19 protein-coding genes and 1 pseudogene are annotated in these 26226 nt (G+C 70.4%); 13 read left to right on the top strand and 7 right to left on the bottom strand.

Translation table 11 applies throughout. The features are described 5' to 3' along the window. Positions 1–162: 162 nt before the first annotated feature. Complete coding sequence (locus tag E3T49_RS15075; RefSeq protein WP_134425714.1) at positions 163–1725, bottom strand: DEAD/DEAH box helicase; 1563 nt, start codon at positions 1723–1725, stop codon at positions 163–165. Positions 1726–1926: 201 nt separating this feature from the next. On the opposite strand from E3T49_RS15075, the gene E3T49_RS15070 reads away from it, so the two are divergent. After that, positions 1927–2640, top strand: a complete 714-nt coding sequence (locus E3T49_RS15070) for a ferritin-like fold-containing protein (RefSeq protein WP_134425713.1) — start codon at positions 1927–1929, stop codon at positions 2638–2640. A 59-nt stretch (positions 2641–2699) separates the two neighbouring features. Here the strand turns inward: E3T49_RS15070 and E3T49_RS15065 are convergent, their stop codons facing one another. After that, on the bottom strand, positions 2700–3011 hold the full coding sequence (locus E3T49_RS15065) for a hypothetical protein (RefSeq protein WP_134425712.1): 312 nt from the start codon (positions 3009–3011) through the stop codon (positions 2700–2702). Positions 3012–3017: 6 nt separating this feature from the next. After that, the gene (locus E3T49_RS15060; RefSeq protein WP_134362971.1) at positions 3018–3242 is read right to left on the bottom strand and encodes a DUF3107 domain-containing protein; all 225 of its coding nucleotides are present in this window, start codon (positions 3240–3242) and stop codon (positions 3018–3020) included. A gap of 98 nt (positions 3243–3340) precedes the next feature. Between E3T49_RS15060 and E3T49_RS15055 the strand changes: the two genes are divergently transcribed. Then, a complete protein-coding gene (locus E3T49_RS15055; protein ID WP_134425711.1) occupies positions 3341–6685 on the top strand; it encodes an ATP-dependent helicase in 3345 nt (1114 codons plus the stop codon). Beyond that, positions 6682–10146, top strand: coding sequence for an ATP-dependent DNA helicase (locus tag E3T49_RS15050; protein ID WP_134425710.1), 3465 nt, complete (start codon positions 6682–6684; stop codon positions 10144–10146). The genes E3T49_RS15055 and E3T49_RS15050 overlap by 4 nt, the downstream gene beginning before the upstream one ends. Before the next feature lie 281 nt (positions 10147–10427). Here the strand turns inward: E3T49_RS15050 and E3T49_RS16810 are convergent. After that, positions 10428–11192 (bottom strand): annotated as a pseudogene (locus tag E3T49_RS16810) (phosphotransferase); the annotation flags it as partial. A 90-nt stretch (positions 11193–11282) separates the two neighbouring features. On the opposite strand from E3T49_RS16810, the gene nudC reads away from it, so the two are divergent. The 4 genes from nudC to E3T49_RS15025 are packed head-to-tail and all read left to right on the top strand — an operon-like array spanning position 11283 to position 15377. Beyond that, the gene (gene nudC / locus E3T49_RS15040; RefSeq protein ID WP_134425708.1) at positions 11283–12251 is read left to right on the top strand and encodes an NAD(+) diphosphatase; all 969 of its coding nucleotides are present in this window, start codon (positions 11283–11285) and stop codon (positions 12249–12251) included. Beyond that, positions 12242–13957 (top strand): ATP-dependent helicase, encoded by a 1716-nt coding sequence (locus E3T49_RS15035; RefSeq protein ID WP_134425707.1) that lies wholly within the window; start codon positions 12242–12244, stop codon positions 13955–13957. Before nudC ends, E3T49_RS15035 begins: the two co-directional genes overlap by 10 nt. A gap of 26 nt (positions 13958–13983) precedes the next feature. Beyond that, a complete protein-coding gene (locus E3T49_RS15030; protein WP_134425706.1) occupies positions 13984–14724 on the top strand; it encodes an SGNH/GDSL hydrolase family protein in 741 nt (246 codons plus the stop codon). Positions 14725–14735: 11 nt separating this feature from the next. Further along, complete coding sequence (locus E3T49_RS15025) at positions 14736–15377, top strand: nucleoside/nucleotide kinase family protein (protein ID WP_134425705.1); 642 nt, start codon at positions 14736–14738, stop codon at positions 15375–15377. Here E3T49_RS15025 and E3T49_RS15020 read toward each other — a convergent pair. After that, positions 15370–16236, bottom strand: a complete 867-nt coding sequence (locus E3T49_RS15020) for a hypothetical protein (protein ID WP_134425704.1) — start codon at positions 16234–16236, stop codon at positions 15370–15372. The genes E3T49_RS15025 and E3T49_RS15020 overlap by 8 nt on opposite strands. Before the next feature lie 122 nt (positions 16237–16358). Here E3T49_RS15020 and E3T49_RS15015 point away from each other — a divergent pair, with 122 nt between their 5' ends. Next, on the top strand, positions 16359–17909 hold the full coding sequence (locus E3T49_RS15015; protein ID WP_134425703.1) for an SDR family oxidoreductase: 1551 nt from the start codon (positions 16359–16361) through the stop codon (positions 17907–17909). 79 nt (positions 17910–17988) lie between these two features. Then, positions 17989–18549 carry a GDSL-type esterase/lipase family protein gene (locus E3T49_RS15010; RefSeq protein ID WP_134425702.1) on the top strand — a complete coding sequence of 187 codons (561 nt, stop codon included), beginning with the start codon at positions 17989–17991 and terminating at the stop codon, positions 18547–18549. Between the two features lie 55 nt (positions 18550–18604). Here E3T49_RS15010 and E3T49_RS16280 read toward each other — a convergent pair whose 3' ends face one another. Then, positions 18605–18772, bottom strand: coding sequence for a hypothetical protein (locus tag E3T49_RS16280; RefSeq protein ID WP_166785577.1), 168 nt, complete (start codon positions 18770–18772; stop codon positions 18605–18607). 128 nt (positions 18773–18900) lie between these two features. Beyond that, on the bottom strand, positions 18901–19179 hold the full coding sequence (locus E3T49_RS15005; RefSeq protein WP_134362981.1) for a metal-sensitive transcriptional regulator: 279 nt from the start codon (positions 19177–19179) through the stop codon (positions 18901–18903). 96 nt (positions 19180–19275) lie between these two features. On the opposite strand from E3T49_RS15005, the gene E3T49_RS15000 reads away from it, so the two are divergent. The 4 genes from E3T49_RS15000 to E3T49_RS14985 all read left to right on the top strand — a co-directional run bounded on the left by E3T49_RS15000 (position 19276) and on the right by E3T49_RS14985 (position 26166). Further along, entirely contained in the window at positions 19276–21516 is a 2241-nt protein-coding gene (locus E3T49_RS15000) for a heavy metal translocating P-type ATPase (protein ID WP_277613108.1), read from the top strand. Between the two features lie 37 nt (positions 21517–21553). Continuing rightward, positions 21554–23446, top strand: coding sequence for a DUF2207 family protein (locus tag E3T49_RS14995; protein WP_134425701.1), 1893 nt, complete (start codon positions 21554–21556; stop codon positions 23444–23446). Next, positions 23446–23781 carry a DUF6804 family protein gene (locus E3T49_RS14990; RefSeq protein WP_134425700.1) on the top strand — a complete coding sequence of 112 codons (336 nt, stop codon included), beginning with the start codon at positions 23446–23448 and terminating at the stop codon, positions 23779–23781. Before E3T49_RS14995 ends, E3T49_RS14990 begins: the two co-directional genes overlap by 1 nt. Positions 23782–23985: 204 nt before the next feature. Next, complete coding sequence (locus E3T49_RS14985) at positions 23986–26166, top strand: DEAD/DEAH box helicase (protein WP_134425699.1); 2181 nt, start codon at positions 23986–23988, stop codon at positions 26164–26166. Positions 26167–26226 lie beyond the last annotated feature (60 nt).

Below are 26226 nucleotides of genomic sequence, written 5' to 3'. Positions count from 1 at the left end.
TCGTGTCGATATTCAATGATCGTTAGCAACGATAACGGTTATTGTCCACGTCCGAAAAAAAATCATACTTTACGGGGGTGCTGCCGGTGTTCCCGTGGGCAAACGAAAAGCGCCCCCGCCGGAGCGGGGGCGCTTTTCGAGCCGGGACTGACCCGGGACTGACTAGCTGGGGGTGCCGGCCTGCGGGGCGTGGCGGCGCGTGCGGCTGCGACGGCGCGGGGCGCTGTTGCCATCGTGGTGTTCGGCGCCGCCGCCGTCGTGCGTGCCGGCGGCCGGGGCGACGATCGGGGCATCCGAGGTGGTGGCCGGGCTGACGCGGGTGCGCGACCGCGGCGGGCGGCTGCCGGCCTGATCGCCGGAGTGGCCGGCGCCCGAGCGGGCGGTGTCGGAGTGACCGGAAGCGGAGCGACCCGAGCCGGAGCGAGCGGAGTCGCCACCTGTGCGGCCCCCGCCGGAACGGCCGGAGTCTGAGCGCCCGGCTCCACCGGTGCGTCCTGCGCCGCCCGAGCGTGCCGCGGAGGCCGCGGTTTCACGGATCGGCGACGCACGGAGGCGCCCCTTCGACCCGGCCGGGATGTTCAGGTCGGTGTAGAGATGCGGCGAGGACGAGTACGTCTCCATCGGAACCGGGGTTCCGAAGTCGAGCGCGGTGTTGATCAGCGTCCACTTGTGCATGTCGTCCCAGTCGACGAACGTGACAGCGATACCGGTCTTGCCCGCGCGGCCGGTGCGTCCGACGCGGTGCAGGTACGCCTTCTCGTCTTCGGGGATGGTGTGGTTGATCACGTGGGTGACGTCGTCGACGTCGATGCCTCGCGCGGCGACATCCGTCGCGATGAGGATGTCTTTCTTGCCGGCCTTGAAGGAGGCCATGGCGCGTTCACGCTGTTCCTGGTTGAGGTCTCCGTGCACGGCCGTGGCGTTGAAGCCACGGTCGCCGAGTTCCTCGACCAGCTTGGCGGCGGCCCGCTTCGTGCGGGTGAAGATCACGGTCTTGCCGCGGCCCTCGGCCATCAGGATGCGGCCGATCACCTCGTCCTTGTCCATGTTGTGCGCGCGGTACACGAGGTGTTCGATGTTGGCCTGCATCAGGCCCTCATCGGGATCGGTCGCACGGATGTGGATGGGCCGGTTCATGAACCGGCGCGCCAGGGCGACGATCGGGCCCGGCATGGTGGCCGAGAACAGCATGGTGTGGCGGGTGGACGGAGTCTGCGAGAACAGCTTCTCGATGTCGGCGAGGAAGCCGAGGTCGAGCATCTTGTCGGCCTCGTCGAGCACCATCTCGCTCACGTTGGCGAGGCTGAGCAGACGCTGGCTGGCCAGGTCAAGCAGGCGCCCGGGGGTGCCGACGACGATCTGCGCGCCGGCCTTGAGGGCTTCGATCTGGCCCTCATAAGCCTTGCCGCCATAAATGGAGACGACTTTGGTGTTGCGGTTGGAGGATGCCATCTCGAGGTCTTCGGAGACCTGCACGCACAGCTCGCGGGTCGGAACGACAACGAGAACCTGCACGCCAGGCGCGGGGTCGAGGCCCAGGCGCTGGATGATCGGGAGACCGAAGCCGAGGGTCTTGCCGGTGCCGGTCTTGGCCTGGCCGATGATGTCCTGGCCGGAGAGGGCGAGGGGGATGGTCTGCACCTGGATCGGGAAGGGCTCGATGATGCCTTTATCAGCGAGGGCCTGAACCATGTCCTGGTCGATATTGAGTTCGGAGAAAGTCACGAATTATTGCCTTGTCATTAGCTGGAAGCGGGATGCGCCCGTCTTGGCTTCGGGCACCTGGCCACCGATCCATGCCGATGGCGCGGTCCCACCTTATCGGGCAGCCCTGTGAAGTGGCTTATACCGCACCTGAGACGGCGGATTCGCCCCCGCGGACCCGGAACCCGGGGTGTGGACGCGGCCCTGTCCTAAGCTAGGCCCGTGATCAAGTGGACCGAGCGGCGCACACAGCGCGTGGAAACCCCCCGGCTATCGACCCGGGGGGAACGCCAGTCGACCACCAAAGTCGACATCTCCGGGTTCGTCCCGGAGCTACTCACCTATCTCGGCCAGGCGGCGTACTTCGAACTCGGCATGTTCGAGAACATCGCCCGGGCGACCTCCATCGCGCCCGACCTGGCCGCCAAGGAGGGGCTGAGCGCCGCCGCCGGCCGGGCCCTCGCCAAACACCAGGGCCTGGTCGCCGAAATACGTCGGCGCGGCGGTGAGCCGTCCGAGGTGATGGCTCCGTTCGCCCCCCGGCTCGACGCGTTCCGGCACCAGACGACCGGCGCCGACTGGAATGAGCTGCTGCTCAGCTGCTACCTCGCCGGCGGACTGCTCGACGACTTCTTCATCCGGCTGTCCGACGGACTGCCCGGCGACGTGGGCCCGCGGGTCGCACACCTGCTGGGGCAGGATGCCGGCACCGACGTGCTCATCACCCATTTGAAAGCGGCCATCCGTTCCGACGCCGCCCTCGGCTCGCACCTCGCCCTGTGGGGACGCCGCCTGGTCGGAGACACCCTGCTGGTGGCCCGCTCGGCACTGCCGATGGACGGTCACACGAGCGATCAATCCCGCATCGAACCGGTCTTCACCGAAATCATCGCCGCACACACGCGACGCATGGACGGCCTCGGGCTGACCGCCTGACCGCCTGACCGCAGCTCGGCGGCCGGTGCCGAGGCACCGGCCGCCTCGATCGGCTCAGGTCAGGCAGCGCGGGTCGGGTGCCCGTCGCGCATCAGGACGTGCAGCATCCGCTCGTCACCCGCGGCACGCGTGCGACCGAGGTAGAGGTCTGCGGCGACGGATACCAGTGCGGTCGCCCCGAGGGTGACCCACCAGATCCAGCCGTCGTTCCAGGCCAGGCCGAACCAGGTCAACGTCACCCAGACGACGGAGGCGACCATGGTGCCGATGGCCGGCATCAGGATCGCGCCGTGGGTCTGACGCCCGGGCAGGGAATACCGCGCGGCGAGCCCCAGAACCGCACCGCCCAGGGCGATGAAGAGGAGTTCCATGGTGGGTCAGGCGACGAAGCCGACGCGGCGGGACTCCTCGGAGCCCAGCTCCACGTACGCGAGCCCGATGGTCGGGACGATGTAGACCTTGCCCTTGCTGTCGGAGAGCTTCAGGTACCCGGTCTGTCCGGCGAGGGCGGCAGCGACCGTCTCCTCGACTTCGTTCGCGGGCTGTGAGGTCTCGAAACCAATCTCACGGGGAGAATTGAAGATGCCAATGCGGATATCCACCAGATGCGCCTTTCGTTGCCTAAGCGCCCAGATTACGACAGAACCGCCCACGGGCCGGACACCGTTCACTGTCGGCGCAACCCGCTAGCTTTGAAAACGTGACACTCCTGGGAATCCCGCTCCGTACAGACCCCGCTTCGGTCGTCCTCGACGACTCCCAGCGCGCCGTTCTGCACCTGGTTGCCGGGCCGGGCACGCCCGACGAACCGAGCCCGAACCGGACCGCCGCCAGCGCCGCCGTGATCGGCGCACCAGGCACCGGCAAGACCACCACCCTGGTCGAGCTCGTGGCCGAGTGCGTGCTGAACCAGGGGTATTCGCCCAGCGAGGTGCTGGTCCTGGTACCCACCCGTACGGGAGCAACGGCCCTGCGCGACCGGCTGGCGCTGCGCCTGGGCGTTCCCACCAACGGCGCGCTGGCCCGCACCGCGAACTCCGTCGCCTTTCAGATCGTGCGGGATGGCGTGGCCCGCTCGGGAGGTGCTGCCCCCACCCTGCTCACCGGCGGCGAGCAGGACCAGATCATCGCCGAGCTGCTCGAGGGGCATCGGCTGGACCAGGCCGACCCGCGGCAGGGCGGGGTGCCGGCAACGACGCCGAACTGGCCCGACACGCTGGGCGCCGACGTGCGGGGACTGCGCGGCTTCCGCACCCAGCTGCGGGACCTGATGATGCGCGCCGTGGAATACGGTGTCACCCCGGACGCGCTGGCCGCCCTCGGACACCGCGAACAGCGCCCGGAGTGGGTGGCCGCGGCCGAGTTCATCCGCGGCTACGAAGACGTGAAAGACCAGTCCCGTCCCGGGCAGTACGATTCCACCGAGCTGGCCCAGTTCGCCGCGGCCATCGTGGCCGGGGCCCCGGCCGGCACCGCGGCGCTCGGCTCCCTCGGCGGCCTCCGCCTGATCGTGCTCGATGACGCGCAGGAACTCACCCAGGCCAACCTCACCCTGCTCGCGCAGTTCGCCGCGCGCGGGGTGAGTGTCATCGCCTTCGGCGACCCCGACATCAGCACCGGATCCTTCCACGGCGCCCACCCGGATGCCCTCGGCCGGCTGGGTTCCTACCTGTCCGGCGGCGTGCTGCCCACCCTCGTGCTCGGCACGGTGTACCGGCACGAGGCGGCCATCCGTGGGGTGGTGCGCGAGATCACGCACCGGATCGGAGCGGCATCGGCCGGCACCCAGCGCTTCGCCGCCGGCGTGGCCGCCGAGCCTGGCCGGTCCGAGGAGCCCGAGTCCGAGGAGCCCGAGTCGAGTGCCGTGCAGGCGGTGCTGGCGGACAGCCCGGCCGACCAGCTCGCGCAGGTCGCGCGCCGGTTGCGCGAACGGCACGTGATCGGCGGCGTGCCCTGGGGCCAGATGGCCGTCGTCGTGCGCAGCGGCTCGCTCGTGCCCGCGCTGTCCAAGGGCCTGGCCGCCCTCGAGGTGCCCACCCAGGTGTCCTCGGCACAGACCGCGCTGCGCGAGGAATACGCGGTGCGCGCGTTCATCCTCGCGCTCGAGGTGACCCTGGGCCGCAAGCCGCTCGGCCCGGAGGAAGCGATCGAACTGCTCCGCGGTCCGCTCGGCGGCCTCGACCCGATCACCCTGCGTCGTCTGCGGGCCGCTCTGCGCCAACAGGAGCTCAGCCAACAGGAGCTGAGCCAGCAGGAGCTGAGCCAGCAGGAGCTGAGCCAGCAGGAGCTGAGCCAGCACGAGCTGAACAGCTCCGTGCGCAGCCGCACAGCCGATGAGCTCCTGGTGGAGGCTCTCGTCAACCCGGGTCTGCTGGCGTCCATCGACAACCGCACGGCCCGCCGGGCCGCCAGCTGTGGGGAGAGCCTGAAGAGCGCCGCCGTGGAATACGCGGCCGGCGCCACCATCGAGGAACTGCTCTGGGGTCTCTGGCAGCGCAGCGGCCTCGCCCGGGAATGGAAGGAGCAGTCCAGTGGCACGGGCATCGTCGCCGACGAGGCCAACCATAATCTCGACGCCGTGGTGGCCCTCTTCTCCGCCGCGCAGCGCTACGTCGAGCGCACCCCGGCCGCACCGCCGGTGCTGTTCCTCGAGCACCTGGTCGACACCGATGTGCCCGAAGACACCCTGGCGCCGCGGGCGCTCGGCGATGCGGTCGTCGTGTCCACCCCGAGCGGCCTGATCGGCCGCGAGTTCGACGTGGTCGTCATCGCCGGGGTGCAGGAGAACGTGTGGCCCGACCTGCGCATCCGTGGCTCGTTGCTCGGGGCCGGCGACCTGGCGGCGCTCGCCGCCGGCCGGCGCCCCGAGGAGGCCGGTGCCCGCACGGCCGTGCTGCACGACGAGCTGCGGATGTTCGCCCAGGCGGCCAGCCGGGCCCGCACCGAACTGCTCGTGACGGCCATCGACAACGAGGAGAACCAGCCGTCGGTCTTCTTCCGGCTGCTGCCGGCGCCCCTTCCGGCCACCGTTCACGAGCCCGGAGACACCAGCCGCTATCCGCTGTCCCTGCGCGGGCTGGTGGGACGGCTCCGGCGCGACCTGACCCGGGGCACCGCGACGACCCGCGGCGGCGACGAGACCGCGAGCCGGGCGACCGATGCCGCAGCGACCCTGGCCCGCCTGGCCCGGGAGAACGTGGCCGGCGCCGCCCCCGAGCAGTGGTACGGCCTGAACGAACCCAGCACCGTGCGCCCGCTCAACGACCCGGAGGCCGGCGACGCCCCGGTGCGGGTCTCGCCGTCCCGCATGGCGGCGTTCGAAACCTGCCCGCTGCACTGGGTGATCGGACAGGTCGGCGGCGGCACCTCCAACACGGCGGCGAACCTCGGCACGATCATCCACAAGGTGATGGAGGACGCCACCACGCACAACCCCGAAGCACTCTGGCAGGGAGTCGAGGCGCGCTGGAACGAGCTGCAATTCGATGCCGACTGGCAGTCCCGGGTGCAGAAGGTCGAGGCGCGCGCGCTCACCGACCGGCTCGCGTCCTACCTGCTCGACTTCGACCGCAGCGGCGGCAGCCTGCTCAGTGCCGAAGGTACCTTCCAGCTCGACGTCGACGGCGCCGTGCTCTCCGGCACGGTCGACCGGGTCGAGCGTCTCGGTGACGGGCGGGCGGTCATCGTCGACCTGAAGACCGGCCGCGGCGACCCGATCAGCGACGCCGGCGTGGTCGAACATCCGCAGCTCGGCGCCTACCAACTCGCGTTCAGTGAGGGGGCGATCGAGGGCATCCCCGCCGGCACTCCGCTCGCGGGCGCGCGGCTCCTGATCGTGTCCAGCGGCACCGTCAGGCAGAACTACCGCAACCCCACCCAGCCCACCTTCACACCCGAGGAGCTCGCGGCCTTCCGAACCCGGGTCGGCACCGACGCCGTCGGCATGGGCGGCGCCACCTTCCTCGCCGAGATCAGTTCCCACTGCCTCGACCCGCGCTCGCACGGGTCCTGCCGAATCCACGTCATCAAGCAGGTCAGCTCATGAATCAGCCCGTCACTCCCGCGCTCGACCCTGCCCCGGCGATCCCGCCGATCTCGGCCCTGCAGATCGCCGCGGCGCTCGGCATGTTCCCGCCCACCGACGAACAGCAGGCCGTGATCGAGGCGCCGCTGGCCCCCACCCTCGTGGTGGCCGGCGCCGGCAGCGGCAAGACCGAGACCATGGCGAACAGGGTGCTCTGGCTGCTCGCCAACGGGCACGCCCGGCCCGACCAGATCCTCGGCCTCACCTTCACGCGCAAGGCCGCCGGTGAACTGGCCGAGCGCATCCGTGACCGCATCGACCAGCTCGACGCGAAGGGGCTGCTGCCCAGGCCCCCGGCGCCCGCGGCCGGCGCGGTCACGATCGACTCGTCCGACCTCTTCAACGCGCCGACGGTGTCGACGTACAACTCGTTCGCCAGCCGCCTGTTCACCGACAACGCCCTGCTGCTCGGGCGGGAGCCCGAATCGGTGCTGCTCAGCGAGACCAGCGCCTGGCTGCTCGCCCGTCGGGTGGTCATCGAGCACGGCGACAGCCGCCTCGTGCCGTTCGGCAAGAACCTCGACGCGGTGACGGATGCCGTGCTCGCCTTCAGCCGTTCCCTCGCCGAGAACCCCCCGCGTTTCATCCCGGGCGTTCCGAGTGCGCCGCACGACCTGACCGGCCTCGCCGCCGGTTTCGCGTATCTGCAGGACCTGCCCTACGGCAACCCGCGCAAGAAGATCCCGTATGCCTCCGTCGTCGAGTCGCTCGCGGCGGTCGCGCCGCTGCCCGTGCTGTTCGAACTCGCCGAGCGCTACAGCAGCGAGAAGCGCCGCCTCGGACTGATCGAGTTCTCCGACCAGGTGGCCCTGGCCCTGCAGGTCTGCCAGAAGGTGGAGCAGGTCGTCGCCCGCTACCGCGACCAGTACCGGGTGGTGCTGCTCGATGAATACCAGGACACCTCCGTGCTGCAGACGGAACTGCTGCACACCCTCTTCAACCGGCACCCCGTGATGGCCGTCGGTGACCCGCACCAGTCCATCTACGGCTGGCGCGGTGCCAGCTCGGCCAACCTTCTGGGCTTCTCGCAGAGCTTTGCCGGCCTCTCCAACCGGCAGTCGCCGACGATGAGCCTCTCCTACACCTGGCGCAACCCGGTCGCCGTGCTCGACGCCGCGAACGCGCTGGTGGCACCGCTGAGCGACGCGCTCCGGGCCCGGCCCGACGGCATCCAGGTCGACACTCTCAAGGTTCCGGCCGGCAAGGCCGCCGGGCAGGTCGAGGCGTCGATGCACGAGACCAGTGCCGAGGAGGCCCGGGCTGTGGCCGACTGGTTCGCCGAACGCCTCACCGCCGGAAGTGAGAAATCCGGCGCGATGCTCTTCCGGGCCAGGCGCGAGATGGAGTTCTTCGCCGAGGTGCTGCGGGAACGCGGCGTGCGCGCCCATGTTCTCGGCCTCGGCGGGCTTCTGTCCACCCCGGAGGTCACCGACGTGGTCTGCGTGCTCCGGGTCGTGCACGACCCGGCCGCCGGCAGCGAACTCGTGCGGCTGCTCGGCAGCGGGCGCTACCGGGTGGGACCGCGCGACCTGGCCCACCTGGCCTCGGTGGCGCGCTGGCTGGCGGCACACGACTGGGCCCAGCAGGCGGTGACGCAGGAACTCAAGGAGAAGATGCGGGCATCCGTCGCCGTCGACGAGAGCGCATCGCTCGTCGACGCGCTCGATTTCGTGGCCGCGGCCCCCGAGACGCACGGGCAGCTCGCGGGCTTCAGCGACGCCGGTCGCGACCGGGTGCGTTCCGCCGGGCGCCAGCTGGCGTGGCTGCGCGCACGAGCCGGCCTGCCGCTGCTCGACTTCGTGCGCCTGATCGAGCAGGAGCTCCTGCTCGACGTGGAGCTCGTCGCCAACGAGGCCAACACGCTGGGCCTGGCCAACCTCTACGCCTTCCACGACACCGTTTCCGCCTTCCTTTCCAGCGACGAGGTGGGCAGCCTGACGAGCTTCCTGCGCTGGTTGGGCCGGGCCGAACGCGCCGACGACATGGGTCCGCGGGTCGAGATGGGGGAGACGGGCACCGTGCAGCTGCTCACCATCCACGGGGCCAAGGGGCTCGAATGGGACTACGTGGCCATCCCCAACCTCACCGAGAAGAGCCTGCCGGCGCAGACCCGGGAAGGCGCCGGCTGGGTGAAGTTCGGCGAGTTGCCCTATCCGTTCCGCGGCGACCGGGCCGAGCTGCCCGAGCTGGTCTGGCAGGAGCATGAGACCCAGTTGTCCTATGACGCCGAGTTCCAGGCCTACAAGGAGCAGCTCGCCGCCCGCCACGACGACGAGGAGCGCCGCCTGATCTACGTGGCCACGACCCGGGCGAAGCAGGAATTGCTGCTCACCGGCTCGTACTGGGGCGGCGGCAGCACGGTGCGCACCCCGAGCCGGTATCTGGCCGAGCTCGCCGAGGCCGGGCTGATCACCCCGCTGCCGGACGGCAGCGAGCACGACGAGAAACCGGACGCCGGGGAGGGCGTCGACGAGCACTGGCCCTTCGACCCGCTCGGCGCCCGGCGCCCGCTCGTGGAGGCCGCCGCCGAACGGGTGCGCGCCGAGGCCGAGGCGGTGACCGAGCGCGACACCCGCTGGTCCCACGCGGTCACGCTTCTGCTCAAGGAACGGATGCTGCGCCTGGCGGGCGCGGGCAGCGCCCCGCTGCCCACGCGCATCCCCGCCTCCCGCTTCAAGGACTACATCGACGACCCGGCCGGGGTCGCGGCGGCGCTGCGCCGCCCCATGCCCGAACGGCCGTACCGGGCCACCCGGCTGGGCACCCTGTTCCATTCCTGGGTGGAGCAGCGGGCCGGCGGGGCGTCGGGCGGTGACCTGATCGACGCGGGCGCGAACGAGCTCGACCTCGGCGACCAGGACGCCGACGCGTTCTACCTGGACCTCGACCAGAATCAGCCGCTGGAGCAGGCGCAGCTCGAACGGCTGCAACACACCTTCGAACAGTCGCCGTGGGGATCCCTGCAGCCCGAGGAGGTCGAGATCGAGATCCACCACGTTCTGGCCGGGCAGGTCTTCGTCTGCAAGCTCGACGCGGTCTACCGCACCGAGACGGGCTACCAGGTGGTCGACTGGAAGACGGGCCGGGCACCCAAGGACTCCGCCGACCTCGAGCTCAAGCAGACCCAGCTCGCCCTGTACCGGCTCGCCTATGCACGCTGGAGAGGCATCGACCCGGAGATCGTCGACGCCGTGTTCTACTTCGTCGCGGACGACACCATCGTCGCCCCGGACCGGCTCTACTCCGAAGACGACCTGGTGCGGGCCTGGTCGTCGGTCCGATCGACGGCGGAATCGTCGAAGACGGTACCGATCGCGCCGGTGCTGACATCGTCAGACGAAGACGAAGACGAAGACGAAGCCGGGCCCGAACCAGTCGCGTCGTCGTCCTCGAACTCGCCGCCGAACTCCGACAGGTTGTAGGCGTCGGTGTGCATGGCCCCGCCCGTGTCCCGGCGGGGGATGCCGCGCGGGGTGGCCGCGAGCATGCTCTCCACCCCGGCGACGTCGAGGATGGGGCCGGTGGGCGGTGACAGAGGATGCGAGGCGCTCCGGTGCACGGTGTCGACCAGGCCGTCGAGCATCGCCACGGCGTCGTCGACGATGCCCTGGTTGCGGGTGTCCGTGCCGTGCAGCAACCACCGGGCCAGCTCCAGCTCCGCGTACAGCATGGCGCGCTGGGTGATCCGCGGGTCGTTGCCCTGGCGGGCGGACGCGTAGGCGGCGACGGCGGCTTCGCCGGCCGCACCGCGGGAGGCGAGCAGCCAGTGCAGGTCGCGGGCCGGATCGCCCACGCTGAGCGCCGACCAGCCGAGTACCGCCGAGACGGAGTCCTCGGTGATCAGGAACGAGTCGGCCGACAGCGAACCGTGCACCACGCAGGGCGCGAACTGCCAGAGGGCGTCGTCGTCGGTGGCCTGTTCCCAGCGGCGCAGCAGCGCGGCGGGCAGGTAACCGGTGGCGGCCGCCCGGTCGATCAGGGCGATGGTGCCGGTGCGGCATTCCTGGGCGCTCTGCTGGGGCAGCCCGGCGGTGCCGACGAAGGCGGTGGGCAGGCCGTGCACCGCGGCGATGGCGCGCCCGATCGAGCCGGAGACGCCCGCGTGGCCGGTGAGGGCATCCACATCGAACGAATCACCCGACAGGAACTCGTAGACGACGGCCCGGGTTCCGCTGAGGGGAGCCTGGCCCACGAACTGCGGCACATCGAAGGGGAGCCGGCTGCGGTTGCCGACCGTGAGGGCCCGCAGGGCCACGAGATCGGCGGACTGCTCCGTCTCCGCGGCCTGCGAGGTGGGAACCCGGATGATCAGGGCACGGTCGTCGCGGTCGATCAGGAGGGCGGAATCGAACGCCCCGACGGCTCCGGGACTGCGTGCGGCGGAGCCGTGCAGGCGCACCTGCACGACGTCGAGGTCCGGAACGGCGGCAGTGGCCAGCGCGGCTAGAGTGAGAGGGGATCTGACCATACCTTCTAGGTTAGGTCGACTTCCCCTCGGCGCGGTTGTTCGCCACGCCTCGACACAACTTCGGCAGTCTGCCTGAGCCCGAGGAGCACCATGTCGTTCACCTTCACTTCCCGTCTGCCGCTGTCCCGCCACGCGGTCGACCGCGACGGAGAGGCCCGGTCAACACCCGGTCTGCTCGATTCCCTGCTGGCGGATGCCGGCACTCGCGTTCTGGTACTCCGGCAGGGCTCAGCCCTGATCGAGGCCGCCACTCCCGCCCGCCTCTGCCTCCTCGCACCCGACCAGGTCCCCGCCGCCGACTTCCACCTCTACCTCGGCCGGTCCCTGGCCGACGGCGCTCCCGAACCCGTGGGCACTGCGCTGATCGCGGCCGTCCTGAGCGACGAGCAGGCCGCGGAGCTCGAACCGGACGAGTCCCGCTGGGCGTCCCTCCGCCACGTGGCGACCACCCTGTCGGACCGCGACGCGGGACTGTTCACCGAGACGCTCGGCGTGGTGAACTGGCACGCCTCCCACGCCCACTGCCCCCGCTGCGGCGCCGCCACCGTGGTGGAGAACGCCGGCTGGACGAGGCGCTGCCCCGACTGCGGCGGCCAGGTCTTCCCCCGCACCGACCCGGCCGTGATCGTACTGATCACCGATGCCGACGACCGTATCCTGCTCGGCTCGAACGCGCTCTGGGAGGGCAACCGCTACTCGCTCCTGGCCGGCTTCGTCGAACCGGGGGAGTCCCTCGAGGCCGCCGTGATCCGGGAGATGCTCGAGGAATCCGGTCTCCGCGTGACCGACCCGGTCTACCTGGGTTCCCAGCCCTGGCCGTTCCCGGCCTCGATCATGTTCGGTTTCACGGCCCGGCTCGCCGACGGGCAGGCCCCGGCCGCCAAGCTCCCCGACGGGGAGGAGATCCTCGACCTGCGCTGGTTCAGCCGCGACGAGCTGCGCGCCTCGGGCGACGCCATCATCCTGCCCGGCCGCTCCTCGATCGCCCGGGCGATCATCGAGCACTGGCTCGGCGAACCGCTCGACTTCGGTCCCGACGAGGTGCACGGATGGCGTTGACCGCCGGTTCCCTGCTGGCCGGCCTCGACGACCAGCAGCGGGTGGCGGCCGAGGCGCTCGTGGGCCCGGTGTGCATGCTCGCCGGCGCCGGCACCGGCAAGACCCGCGCCATCACGCACCGCATCGCCTACGGCGTGATGACCGGCGCGTACTCGCCGAACCGGGTGATGGCGCTCACCTTCACGGCGCGCGCCGCCGCGGAGCTGCGCGGCCGGCTGCGCCAGCTCGGGGCCGGCGGCGTCGCCGCCCGCACGTTCCACTCGGCGGCGCTGTCCCAGCTGAACTACTTCTGGCCGCACGTGGTCGGCGGTCAGGCGCCCCGCATCCTCGACGGCAAGGGCCGTCTGCTCGGCCACGCCGCCGAGACCCTCAAGCTCAAGCTCGATACGGCCACCCTGCGGGACCTGGCCGCGGAGATCGAGTGGCGCAAGACATCCGGAATCGGGATCGAGGCGTACGGGGCCGGCATCGCCAAGCGCAGCCTGCCCGGCCGGCTCACGGTGGACCAGGTGCTGGCCATGATGGAGTCCTACGAACGCCTCAAGGACGACCGCAAGCAGATCGACTTCGAGGACGTGCTGCTGGCCATGGCCGGCATGATCGAGGCCGAGCCGTCGGTCGCCCTGCAGGTGCGCGAGCAGTACCGCTTCTTCGTCGTCGACGAATACCAGGACGTCTCCCCGCTGCAGCACGACCTGCTGTCGCTCTGGCTGGGGGAGCGCCGCGACCTCTGCGTCGTCGGCGACGCCAGCCAGACCATCTACTCCTTCGCCGGCGCCCGCAGCGACTACCTGCTCGACTTCCCCAAACGCTGGGAGGACGCCACGGTCGTGCGCCTCGAGCAGAACTACCGGTCGACCGGGGCCATCGTGGCGACCGCCAACCAGCTCATGCGCGGACGCGCCGGCGCCCTCACCCTGCGCGCCCACGCCAGCGAAGCGGGCACCGAACCGGGCGTGCGCGAGTACCCCAACGACATGGCGGAGGCCCGCGGCGTCGCCCAGAACATCGTCGAACTGATCGAGGCCGGCACCCGCCCGGAGGACATCGCCGTGCTGTTCCGCGTGAACGTGCAGGCCGCTTTCCTCGAGACCGCCCTCGGCGATGTGGGCGTGAGCTACCAGATCCGCGGGTCCAAGCGCTTCTTCGACCTGGCCGAGGTCAAGCAGGCGGTGATGCAGCTGCGCGCGGCATCCGTGTCGATCATCGGCGAACCGCTGTTCAAATCGGTCAGCGACGTGCTGCGCTCGCTCGGCTGGAGTCAGAGCGCACCGGAGGCCCAGGGCGCGGTGCGTGACCGCTGGGAGTCGCTCAACGCGATCATGGGCCTGGTCGACCAGGCCCCGCCGGAGACCACGTTCCGCCAGTTCACCGACGAGCTGATGGAGCGTCAGGCGGGCCAGCACGAGCCGACGGTGTCCGCCGTGACGCTGGCCACCCTGCACTCGGCGAAGGGCCTCGAATGGGATGCCGTCTTCCTGATCGGGCTGTCCGAGGGGCTCGTGCCGATCAGCTACGCGGGCACTTTCGAGCAGATCGACGAGGAACGTCGCCTGCTCTACGTGGGTGTGACCCGCGCGCGCAAGCGGCTGTCCCTGAGCTGGTCGGCGGCCGGGCACCAGCAGCGCAGCCCCCGCGAGCGCTCCCGCTTCCTGACCGAGATCGGCGCGCGCGGCGTGCGCGCCCCCGGTGCCCGCGGCGCCTGACCCCGGGCGCGGGGTAGCCTCGGGGCGTGCCCACTTTTCCGTTCACGCGTCTGGCCGCGGTGCCGTTCGCGCCGCTGCTCGTGACGCAGGCGCGGCGGCTGCGGCGTGACACGCCCCGGCTGCCCGACGCGGCCCTGCCGTGGAGCGGTGCCCGGCCCGGCCCCGACCCGCTCCGCATTCTCGTCCTCGGCGACTCGACCGCGGCCGGCGTGGGCGCCGAGACCCAGGCCGAGGCGCTGCCGGGCTGGATCGCGCACGAGGTGGCCGAGCGCTGGGGACGCGGCAGCACCTGGCGCGCGATCGGAGAGAACGGCGCCACGGCCCGGGACGTGCGCGAGCGTTTCCTGACGGATGCCGCGGCCGTCCCCTTCGACCTGGCCCTGCTGACCATCGGTGCCAACGACGCCCTGGGATTGCGCTCGCGCACCGCTTTCACCCGGGATGTGCGCCGGATCGTGCTCGCCCTGCGGGCCGCGGAACCGCAGGCGGCCGTGCTCGTTTCGCTGATGCCGCGCTTCGACCGCTTCGCGCTGCTGCCGGAACCGCTGCGCGCCACCCTGGCCCGCCACGCCGCGAGCCTCGACACCGGTGCCCGTCTGGCCGTGGGCGGCCTCGACGGGGTCGTCGCGATCCCGACCCCGCCGCCCTACGTCGACGGTTTCTTCGCCAGCGACGAGTTCCACCCGAGCGCGCTCGGCTACCGGCTCTGGGCCGAGTTCGTCTTCGACTCGGCGCCGGGACTGGACCTCCGCCGCCAGGCCGGCTGAGGTCGGCCCCGATGGCCGTGCTCCGCACCCTCGACGAGGTCGTCGCCGTCGTCCGGGCGGTCGAACACCGCGTGCGGGCGACGGATGCCGGCCCGCGCACCCTCGTCGGCCTGGCCGGCGCCCCGGGATCGGGAAAGTCGACCGTGGGGGAGGCCCTCGTCGCCCGGTTGGGCGACCGCGCACAGCTGGTCTCGATGGACGGTTTCCACCTGCCTCAGGCCCGCCTAGTGGAGCTGGGCCGGCGCGATCGGATGGGAGCTCCCGACACCTTCGACGTCGACGGGTTCGTGGCGCTGCTGCGGCGGCTCCGGGCGGCCCGGGGCACCGTCACGGCACCCGGGTTCGACCGGCGGATCGAAGAAGCGACCCCCGGCGCCATTCGGATCGGCCGGGAGCGGGGCCTCGTGGTGGTGGAGGGCAACTACCTGCTGCACGACGAGGGCGGCTGGGCCGCGGCCCGGCCGCTGCTCGACCTGACCCTGTTCGTGGGGCTGGAGCAGGGCATCCGTCTCAGCCGGCTGGTGGCCCGGCACGAGCGCTACGGCAAGACGCCCGGCGAGGCTCAGGCCTGGGCGCTCGGCCCCGATGAGGCCAACGCGCGGCTGATCGAACGCACCCGCGGGCTGGCCGACCACGTGATCCGGCTCAGCTGACCGGGTCGGGGCGCCGGGCCCCGGGCAGCGCGGTCACGTTGCCGGGCACGCTGCGGCAGCCGCACCGCTCGTGCGGCCGGTAGTCCCGGCGTGCGGGCACCCCGGAGCCGCCCTCGAAGACGAGCGCCGATTCGGTCAGGGTCGAGCGTCCGAACAGCAGCCGGTCCTGGGCGATCCCGGCTACGAGGGCGGCCACATCGAGGGCGGTTCGCGGGGTCTCCGTGGGGGCCTGCCGGCTGAGCAGCTGGCAGGCGATGGCCGCCCAGGACGGGTCGGAATCCAGGTGGGCCAGCTCCAGGCAGGAGAGGCACGGCCCCGCTCCCGGCTCGACCAGAGGGCCGATGCGCACCTCGCTGTCGCTGAAGACCACGGGCAGGTGTGGCACGTCCCGGCGCAGCCAGTGCCCGTGCCGCTCCGGTTCGAGCGCGTAGTGCCCCACGATCACGGCCAGACCGGCGCCGGGGTCGTCGGCGCCGGTCAACCGCAGCCCCAGGGTGCCGAGCAGCGACCCGATCAGCGCTCCGGTCGGCCCTGTCCCGTCCACGCAGACCGCGGGCGGGGCATCCGGTTCGGTTGGCTCCGTCGGCAGCGGGGCCGGGCTCGGCAGGGTCTCCCCGGTCACCAGCAGGGCGGGCCGCAGGGCGCGGAGCAGCCCCAGGATCGACTCGTCGGAGGCCCCGCCCTCCCGCCCGATCATGAGAGCGCCGGAGCGGGGCACACCGACCGACAGCGCGGCGAGCACACGTTCGAGCCCGTCGCTCATCGCTGTGATCACGACGAGCGGGTGGTCGATGCCGATCTGGATGCTGCGGGGAGAACGCCAGACCACCGGATGCCGCGGGTCAAGTCGAAGAGTCATGCGGCGATGATGCCGCACCCGCCCGCCGGCCCGCGCGAGTCATCCACAGCCTCCTGCCGTGAAGGGTGCCGGATCGGCCGGATCCTCGGCGTCAGTCCAGCCTCCGCCCCTAGGCTTTCGCTATGACGACGCAACGACGTGTACTTGTGACCGGCGCCACCGGCTATATCGGCGGCCGGCTGGTTCCCCTGCTCCTGGAAGCCGGCTACGACGTGCGCGTGCTCGTGCGCACGCCGCAGAAGCTCAAGGATGTCCCGTGGGTTGAGCAGGTGGAGGTGGCCGAGGGGGACCTCGGCGACCTGGCCAGTGTGCGGTCCGCCGTGGCCGGCATCGACGTTCTCTACTACCTCGTGCACTCGATGGGCACGCGCGGTGATTTCGAGAGCACGGAACGCCTGGCGGCGACGAACGTGGCCACGGCCGCCGCCGAGGCCGGTGTCTCCCGAATGGTCTACCTGGGCGGGCTGCACCCCGACACCGAGGAGCTCTCCCAGCACCTGCGTTCCCGGGCCGAGGTCGGCCGCATCCTGCTCGAGTCCGGCGTGCCCACGGCCGCCCTGCAGGCCGGGGTCGTGATCGGATCCGGCTCCACATCGTTCGAGATGATCCGGCACCTGACCGATGTGCTGCCGTATATGCCGGCTCCGCAGTGGGTGCGCAACAAGATCCAGCCCATCGCGGTGCGCGACGTGCTCTACTACCTCGTCGCGGCGGCGGAGCTTCCCGGCGAGGTCAACCGCACCTTCGATATCGGCGGACCCGACGTGCTGCGCTATGGCCAGATGATGAACGGATACGCGCTCGAGGCCGGTCTGCGCCAGCGGCCCATCGCCTCCCTGCCCGTCTTCACCCCCTGGCTCGCATCGCAGTGGGTCAACCTGGTCACCCCCATCCCGCGCAGTCTGGCCGTTCCGATCATCGCGAGCCTCCAAAACGACTGCGTGGTGCACGAACGGGACATCGACCAGTACATCCCTCAGCCGAAAGAGGGCCTGACCGGGTACCGCACCGCCGTCCGCCTGGCCCTCGGCCGCATGCGCGACGGCGATGTGGAGACCAGCTGGCGCAACGCGTCGATCGCGGGCGCGTCGAGCAACCCGCTGCCCAGCGACCCGGAATGGGCCGGACATCTCGTCTACACCGACCTCAAGGAGAAGCACACCGCTGCGAAGCCCGAGGACCTCTGGCGCGTGATCGAGAGCATCGGCGGCGACAACGGCTGGTATTCCTTCCCGCTGGCCTGGGCCATCCGCGGGTGGATGGACAAGCTCGTCGGCGGCGTGGGCCTGCGCCGCGGCCGCCGCAACCCCGACCATCTGCACACCGGCGACGTGTTGGACTTCTGGCGGGTCGAGCGCATCGACACCGGCCGGTTCCTGCGCCTGCGCGCCGAAATGCGGGTTCCCGGCCGGGCCTGGCTGGAAATGACCGCGGATCCGGCGGAGGGCGGCGGCTCGGTCTACCGCCAGCGCGCGGTCTTCTTCCCCCGGGGTCTCGGCGGCCGGCTCTACTGGTTCGCGATCCTGCCGTTCCACGGCGTCATCTTCAACGGCATGGCCAACCGGATCACGGCGGCCGCCGTCGGCGAAGCCGCCGTGACGGAGGCCGCCGTGACGGAGGCCGGCGGGGAGGCATCCAAGTCGGACGTGCCCGTCGCGGGCCGCGCCGCCTGACCGTCACCGGATCGGCCTCGATCACCTAGCAGCTCCGGCGCCCGCGAGGCATGATGGAGGAGGTGCGAGGGAGGCTGTGATGTCGGAATCTGTGCTGTTCATCGGGGATGGACTGACCGCGAACGGCCTCTGGTCGGTCTGGCTTCCCGACTACGACGTGCACAACCTCGGCGCGAACGGGAAGACGACGGACGAGGTCGTCGCCGAACTCGACCAGGTCGTCGACCGGCAGCCGGCCGCCGTCGTGGTCGAGGTCGGCACGAACGATTTGGGCTGGCATCGGTCGGACGAGTATGTCGTGCGCAACATGGAAACGCTGCTCTGCACGCTGCGCAAGCGCCTGCCGGCCGTGCGCATCCTGGTCGTATCGGTGCCGCCGCGCGAACGCGAACTCGCCGACACTGTGCGCTCGATCAACCGCCACCTGCGCCAATTCGCGCCGACCCAGCACGCGCAGTACCTGGATCTGTGGGCGCGCCTGGCCGGACCAGACGGCGAGATCGACGCGGCCTACTCGGAGGACCGGCTGCACCTGAATGACGCGGCCTACGCGGTCTGGGTGAGCGAGCTCAAACCCGCACTGGAGTCACTGTTCCAGCGTCCGCCGTCGAGCACCGCGATCCCGATCCAGCAGATCTGACGCCGGCGGGCCGACGCTGCCGTACCTCGCGGACCAGAGGTCCTGCAGGCGCTCGCTAGTGCGTGGGCAGGTGGGCCGTGACCTGTTCGTCGGGCTCGAGTTCCGGCTGGCGCTCACGGAAGAGGTTGAGCTGGCGCTGGCGGTATTCGCCGACCAGGTTGGTGATGTCGTGGTGATCGGTGTGGCCTGCGTTGTTCGGCAGGGCTGAAGAATCTGAATTCACGGGGGACCCAATCCGTCTCGGGGTAACGACCGGCACGTTCAGGGAAACGACCGATGCCCGGGTTGCGAGCATTCGCATGACGCTAATTGAATCCACGGATGATGTCAACGCGAAGGCGTGCCGCCGGTTCAGCCGCGGTTGTTATTGAGCTCGAAGACCTTGAGGAGTTCCGCGATCGCGGTCTGTCGTTCCTCACCGCCGGCCTCGAACATGTCGGTCACGTGCGTCTGCAGGTGGTTGTCGACGAGGAGCTTGTTGAGGGAACCCAGCGACTTCTGAATGGAGAGCGACTGAGTGAGGATGTCGATGCAGTAGTCCTCGTTCTCGATCATCTTCTCGAGGCCGCGCATCTGACCCTCCAGGATGCGGGCACGGTGCAGGGCACGCCGTTTGATGTCTTCGATCATGGGATCACAGTACCGTGATTCGGAATACCCCCGAGGGGTATCCTGTTGTAGACATCGAACCGGCTCGTGCCGTCGAGACCGAACGAAGGGACCACCGTGCCGAATACCGTCGACCTCTCCATCGAGGGCATGACCTGCGCCAGCTGCGTCGGCCGCGTCGAGGGGCGCCTCAACGGCGTGGACGGCGTCACCGCCCAGGTCAACCTCGCCACGGAACGGGCGCGGGTGACGTACCCGGACGGTGTCACCCCCGCCGAGCTCGTAGCCGAGATCGGCAAGGCCGGCTACCAGGCGTCCGTGGTCGAAGCGGCATCCGTTCGCCGTTCGGAACCCGCACCGGCCACGGCCCCGACGACCCCGCTGCGCACCCGCCTCCTGGTGAGTGCGGCGCTCTCGGCACCCGTCATCCTGCTCGCGATGGTGCCCGCCCTGCAATTCACCTACTGGCAGTGGCTGTCGCTGGTGCTGGCCGCGCCGGTCGTGGTCTGGGGTGGGTACCCGTTCCACCGCGCCACCTTCATCAACCTCCGCCACGGCGCCGCCACCATGGACACCCTGATCACGGTGGGCACACTGTCCTCGTTCGGCTGGTCGCTCTACGCCCTGTTCTTCGGCATGGCCGGCATGACCGGCATGCAGCACTCCTTCGAATTCACGATCAGCCGCGGGGACGCCTCGGGCAACATCTACCTCGAGGTCTCCGCCGGCGTGGTCACCTTCCTGCTGCTCGGGCGTTACCTGGAGGAGAAGTCGAAGAAACGGGCCGGTTCCGCACTGCACGCCCTGCTCGACCTCGGCGCGAAAGACGTCACGGTCGTTCGGGAGAGCCCGACCAACCCCGGCAACCTGATGGCCGCCACCCGCACCGAGCAGAGCATCCCGATCGAAGACCTCACCGTCGGCGACCTGTTCGTGGTGCGTCCGGGCGAGAAGGTCGCGACCGACGGCATCGTGGTCGACGGCCAGGCCGCGGTCGACCTGAGCATGATCACGGGGGAGTCCGTGCCGATCGAAGTGGGGCCGGGCGACGAGGTCGTCGGCGCCACGGTCGCGCACGGCGGCCGCCTCCTGGTGCGCGCCACCCAGGTGGGCGAGGGAACACGCCTCGCCCAGATGGCGAAACTCGTCGAGGATGCCCAGCTCGGCAAATCAGACATCCAACGCCTCGCCGACCGGGTCGCCGCCGTCTTCGTGCCGGCCGTCATCGTGCTGGCCCTGGCCACCTTCGTGGTGTGGATCGCGACCGGGAGCCCCGTGGAGGCCGGTTTCACCGCCATGGTGGCCGTGCTGATCATCGCCTGCCCCTGCGCGCTCGGCCTGGCCACGCCCGTCGCCCTGCTGGTGGGAACCGGCCGGGGCGCCCAGCTCGGCATCCTGATCAAGGGCCCGGAAGCTCTCGAGCAGACCCGCCGGGTCGACACCATCCTGCTCGACAAGACCGGCACCCTGACCTCCGGGCGGATGTCGCTCGGCCAGGTCACCGCCACCGGTGACGCCGATACGGCCCTGCGCTACGCCGCCGCCCTGGAGAGCGCCTCCGAGCACCCGATCGCCCGCGCCATCGTCGCCGCCGCGGCCGCCGCACCCGGCGCCCACGGCACGGCTCTGCCCGACGTGAGCGGCTTCCGGGCGACGGCCGGCCTCGGGGTCTCCGGCACGGTCGAGGGCCATGCGGTGATCGTGGGCCGTCCCTCGCTCTTCCCCGGCCCGCTCGACCCGCGTTTGATCGCGGCGATCGACGCCTCCACCGGCACCGCCGTCGTGGTCGGCTGGGGCGATGAGGCCCGGGCCGTGCTCGACATCGCCGACACCGTGCGGCCCGAGGCCCCGGCCGCGCTCGCCGAACTCGTCTCCCTCGGGCTGACCCCGATCCTGCTCACCGGCGACAACGCCCGCACCGCCGGCCAGGTCGCCGCGGCGGTGGGCATCGAGCAGGTCTTCTCCGCCATGCTCCCCGAGGACAAGGTCGCCACCATCCGGCGCCTGCAGTCCGAGGGTCGCGTCGTCGCCATGGTCGGTGACGGCGTGAACGACGCGGCCGCACTCGCGCAGGCCGACCTGGGCATCGCCCTGGCCACCGGCACCGACGTGGCCATCGAGGCCAGCGATGTCACCATCGTGCGCGACCACCTCGGCACGGTGCCCGATGCGATCCGGCTCTCCCGCCGCACGCTGCGCGTGATCAAGGGCAACCTGTTCTGGGCCTTCGCGTACAACCTGGCGGCCCTGCCGCTGGCCGCGTTCGGGCTGCTCAACCCGATGATCGCCGGAGCCGCGATGGCGTTCTCCAGCCTGTTCGTGGTGCTGAACAGCCTGCGCCTGAACAGCTTCCGGTAGCAGGCCGCGCCCGGCGGGTGCTGAGTAGAGTGAAGGCATGCGTCGTGCAGTAATCTTCCTGTTCACAGCCATACTCGGGGGACTCGCCCTGCCTGGGCTGACCATCCCCGGCCCTGCCGCCGCAGCACCGGTCGGGCCATCGTCCGTCGTGGCGGCCGACACCGCCGACTTCACCTTCGACTCGTTCCACTCCGAATTCCGGCTCGGGCTCACCGAGGACGGCCACTCGGCGCTCACCACCACGGAGACGATCGTGGCCCGCTTCCCGGAGACCGACCAGAACCGCGGCATCCGGCGCGCCATCCCGACTCACTACGACGGGCATCCGACCGACCTCGAACTCGTCAGCGTGACCGACGAGAACGGGCAGCAGCGCGACACCGACACCGAAACGACCAGCGACGACGGCGATGACGAGTTCCTCGAGGTGACGATCGCCGCCGACGACTACGTGCACGGTGCGCAGACCTACGTGATCACGTACCGGCAGGTCGACATCACGCTGGCTCCCACGGATGCCCCGATCCAGGAGTTCTACCGGGAGGTCAACGGCACCGGCTGGGCGCAGCCGTTCGGCGACGTCTCGGCCACCCTCACCGTCGACCCGGAGATCGCTCCCCGCCTCACCGGGGACGCTGCCTGCTACCAGGGCGGCAGCGATTCCTCGGAGCCCTGCGCGTCACTTTCAACGGATGCCGCGGGCTCGGCCGTCACGATCGACGTCGCCGCCGGCGCGCTCGCCCCCGCCGAGGGTCTGACCCTGGCGGTCGGGTTCGAACCGGGCACCTTCGTGCCCCGCGACCAGTCCTTCACGGCGAACCCGTTCCCGATCCTCGGCCTCGCCGCGGCCCTGCTCGGCCTGATCGGCGCCGGGCTGGCGATCCTGGCCCGGGTCACCCGGTGGCGGAACGCCCCCGGCCGGCCGACCATCATCGCCGAGTACCTGCCGCCGAAGGGCGTGACCCTGCTCGAGGCCGGCAACGTGACGCGCACCAGTGCCAAGGCCATGACCGCCCTGTTCCTCAGCTTCGCGGTGCGCGGAAACGTACGGGTGCTCGAGGGGGAGGGCAAGAAGCACTACCTGCTCGAGCTGCGGCACACGCGAGGCCTCGAACCGGCCGAGCGCACGGTGCTTCGGCTGCTCTTCCCGGGGTTGCACGAGGGCACGACCCGGGACCTCAAGAACAAGGACACCACGCTCGGCACCGGGCTGACCAAGCAACTCCAGGCCGTCACCACCCAGGTGCTGACCGACGGCCTGCGGGAGAAGAAGGGCGGTCGGCTGCGCCGGTGGCTCCTCGCCGCCGCCGTGCTCACCGGCATGATGACTGTGGTCGGCTGCCTGGGGGCGTTCATCACGGAGGTCGGCGGGGGGTGGCCGGTCCTCGTGCTGGTGCTCGGCATCGGCGCCTCGGTCACGACCCTCAGCGTCGCCGCGAGCGTGCGCCCGCTCACCGCCGCCGGCGCCGAGTTGCGCGACTATCTGGCCGGCGTGAAGCTGTACATCGACATAGCCGAGGCCGACCGGCTGCGGGTACTGCAGAGCCCCGCGGGCGCGCTGCGGTCGCCCTACCGGCCGGATGCGGCATCCGTTCTCGGACTGCCCGATTCCGGTGTGCCCGATCCGGGCCAGCCGGGGCAGGTGCTCAAGCTCTACGAACGCCTGCTGCCGTTCGCGGTGCTCTTCGGCCAGGAGAAGGAATGGTCGCGGGTGCTCGGCGAATACTACGACCGGAGCAACGCACAGCCGGACTGGTACGCTGGCTCCGCTCCGTTCAACCCGGTCTGGTTCGCCGCCGGGCTGAGCTCGTTCACGAGCTCCACCTCGGCCTCCTGGTCGGGAAGCGCGTCGAGTTCCTCCAGTTCCGGTTCGGGTGGGGGAGGCTCCGTCGGCGGCGGTGGCGGCGGCGGCGGAGGAGGAGGCGTCTGATGGGCACCCCGGTCGAACCCACATTCACGCGTTCCGCATTGGCCCCCGGCCTGCTCGGAGCAATCATCCTGCTCGGCGGGCTGGCGCTGCTGGACTCCGAGAGCTTCATCATCATCCGCTACGCGGTCAGCATTCTCGCGCTGATCCTCTGTGTCTTCGCCATCCAGGCGAAGGCCTGGCTGTGGCTGATCGGTCTGGTGCCGATCGCGGTGCTCTGGAATCCGATCGTGGTCACCGACCTGTCCGGCCAGGGCTGGGTGTCCGCCCAGTTCATCGCCGCGCTGGTCTTCATTCTCGTCGGCGTCGTCACGAAGGTGCCTGTGCACCGGGATTGACGCGCGGGCGTAGACTGGATTCACGTTGAAATAGCCCGATTACCGTCTTGACCGTGCCGCTGCATCCCAAATGCCGGTGGCGCAAATATGGTTGGCACGTTGCTCGATTCAGGCTTCGACGTATCGATCGCACCGGCATCCACGGATGCCGTACCACGTCGAGCATGGCCCTTGACCGCTGTGCTGCTGTGAAGTTGGAGAAGAATGGCTTACACCCGCCACCAGGCCGCCGGTTCGAACAACCGAGTTGCCTCCGGAGGTCGCGCACGTCAACGACCGCGCTCCCGCGACGATGACGCGCCCATCATCCCCATCCTCGCCCGCAAGGTGCGCGAGGTGGAGGCCAAAGCGCAGACCGGTGCCAAGCTGGGCCCGACCAACCGCACCAAGTACCAGGTCATCGCGCTGCTCATGCGTGAGGAGCGCGCCCGGGTCAAGGGCGACAAGGAACTCACCGACGCGAACCGCGCGGAACTGCTCAAGCGCCTCGACGGCATCGCCCAGATCCTGGCGAAGACCGCGGCCCGCGACACCAGCCTGATCACCCTTCTGGAACCGGATGCTGGCGTGTCCACGGTCGCGCAGCGTTTCCGCCGCGACTGGCTGATCGAGTCCGGCGCCGAACTCACCCCCGACGAACTCATCATCACCCGCGAACCGGAGGCCAAGGCCGAGGTCCCGGTCAACCAGGTCATCCCGCAGTCGGTCAAGGCCCGGCAGCTCGCCAACCCGTTCCTGGCGCCCGACTTCAGCGCCGCGGCCGCCCAGCCGGTCGTCTCCGGTCGCCGGCTCGCCAACTGGGAACTCATCGGCCCGCTGTTCAAGTCCTTCGAGTACGGCTCCGGCGGCCAGGCCGCCAGCATGGACCTGCCCGAGGCACCCCGCGTCGACCGGCTCTCTCCTCGCGGCATGGAGCTGATGCGTCACCAGGCCCGCTTCGTCGAAAGCGCGCGACTGGGCCATCGCAGTTACCTGCTCGCCGACGAGCCGGGCCTCGGAAAGACGGCGCAGAGCCTGCTCGCGGCATCCGTCAGCGGGTCCTACCCGCTGCTGGCCATCGTTCCCAACGTCGTCAAGATGAACTGGGTGCGGGAGGTCGAACTGTGGACTCCGAACCGCCGGGCCACCGTCATCCACGGCGACGGCGACACCCTCGACGCCTTCGCCGACGTCGTCATCGTCAACTACGACGTGCTCGACCGGCACCGCGCCTGGCTGGGAACTCTCGGATTCAAGGGCATGGTCGTCGATGAGGCGCATTTCATCAAGAACCTGCAGTCACAGCGGTCCAAGCATGTGCTGGCCCTCGCCGAGCAGATCCGGCGTCGCACGCCGGGGGGCAACCCGCTGCTGATGGCCCTGACCGGCACCCCGCTGATCAATGACGTCGACGACTTCCGCGCGATCTGGCAGTTCCTCGGCTGGATCGACGGTGACAAGCCGACACCCCGGCTGATGCAGAAGCTCGAGGAGATCGGGTTGACACCTGCCGACCCCGGCTTCTACGCCGAGGCGCGCGCCGCCGTGATCGACCTCGGCATCGTGCGCCGGCGCAAGGTCGACGTCGCCGCCGACCTGCCGGCCAAGCGCATCGCCGACATCCCGGTGGAGCTGGACGACGACCTCGGACGCTCCATCCGCCAGGCGGAGCGGGAACTCGCCGCCCGCCTCGTCACCCGGTACCACTCTCTTGTCGCCGCCCGCCATCCGGGCCAGACCCCGCCCGTGCTCGACGGCGAGCAGCGCGCCGCCTTCATCCGAGCGGTCGCGCACGCCGAACTCGAGGAATCGAAGGGGCAGACCACCGGCGAGAACGTCTTCACCATGGTGCGCAAAATCGGCCAGGCGAAGGCCGCCCTCGCGGCGGACTACGCCGTGCAGCTGGCGCACTCGGTGGGCAAGGTCGTCTTCTTCGCCAAGCACATCGACGTGATGGATGCCGCGGAGGACATCTTCGCCAGGCGCGGGCTGCGCACGGTCTCCCTGCGCGGCGACCAGAGCGCTCTGGCCCGCCAGGCCGCGATCGACTCCTTCAACGACGACCCGGGGGTGGCCGTCGTGGTCTGCTCCCTGTCGGCCGCCGGAGTCGGCGTCAACCTGCAGGCCGCCTCCAACGTCGTGCTGGCCGAGCTGAGCTGGACCGCCGCGGAACAGACGCAGGCCATCGACCGGGTGCACCGCATCGGCCAGGACGAGCCCGTCACCGCATGGCGGATCATCGCCGCGCACACCATTGACGCGCGCATCGCCGAACTCATCGGAAGCAAGCAGGGCCTCGCGGCCCGGGCCCTCGACGGCGTCGCGGAAGAAGTCTCGTCCGCCGATTCCGTGCAGGCCAGCGCCCTGATCTACCTGCTCACCCTCGCACTCGACGGGGAGTTGTAGAACGCGCCCCTCACCGGCGTGGATTTGAACCGGGCCCCGCTTGGGGTCCATGATTGAGTG

Origin of the sequence: Cryobacterium cryoconiti (assembly GCF_004403065.1) — a bacterium.
Taxonomy (GTDB): Bacteria; Actinomycetota; Actinomycetes; order Actinomycetales; family Microbacteriaceae; genus Cryobacterium; species Cryobacterium cryoconiti.
This window is presented reverse-complemented; position numbering and strand designations above follow the sequence as displayed.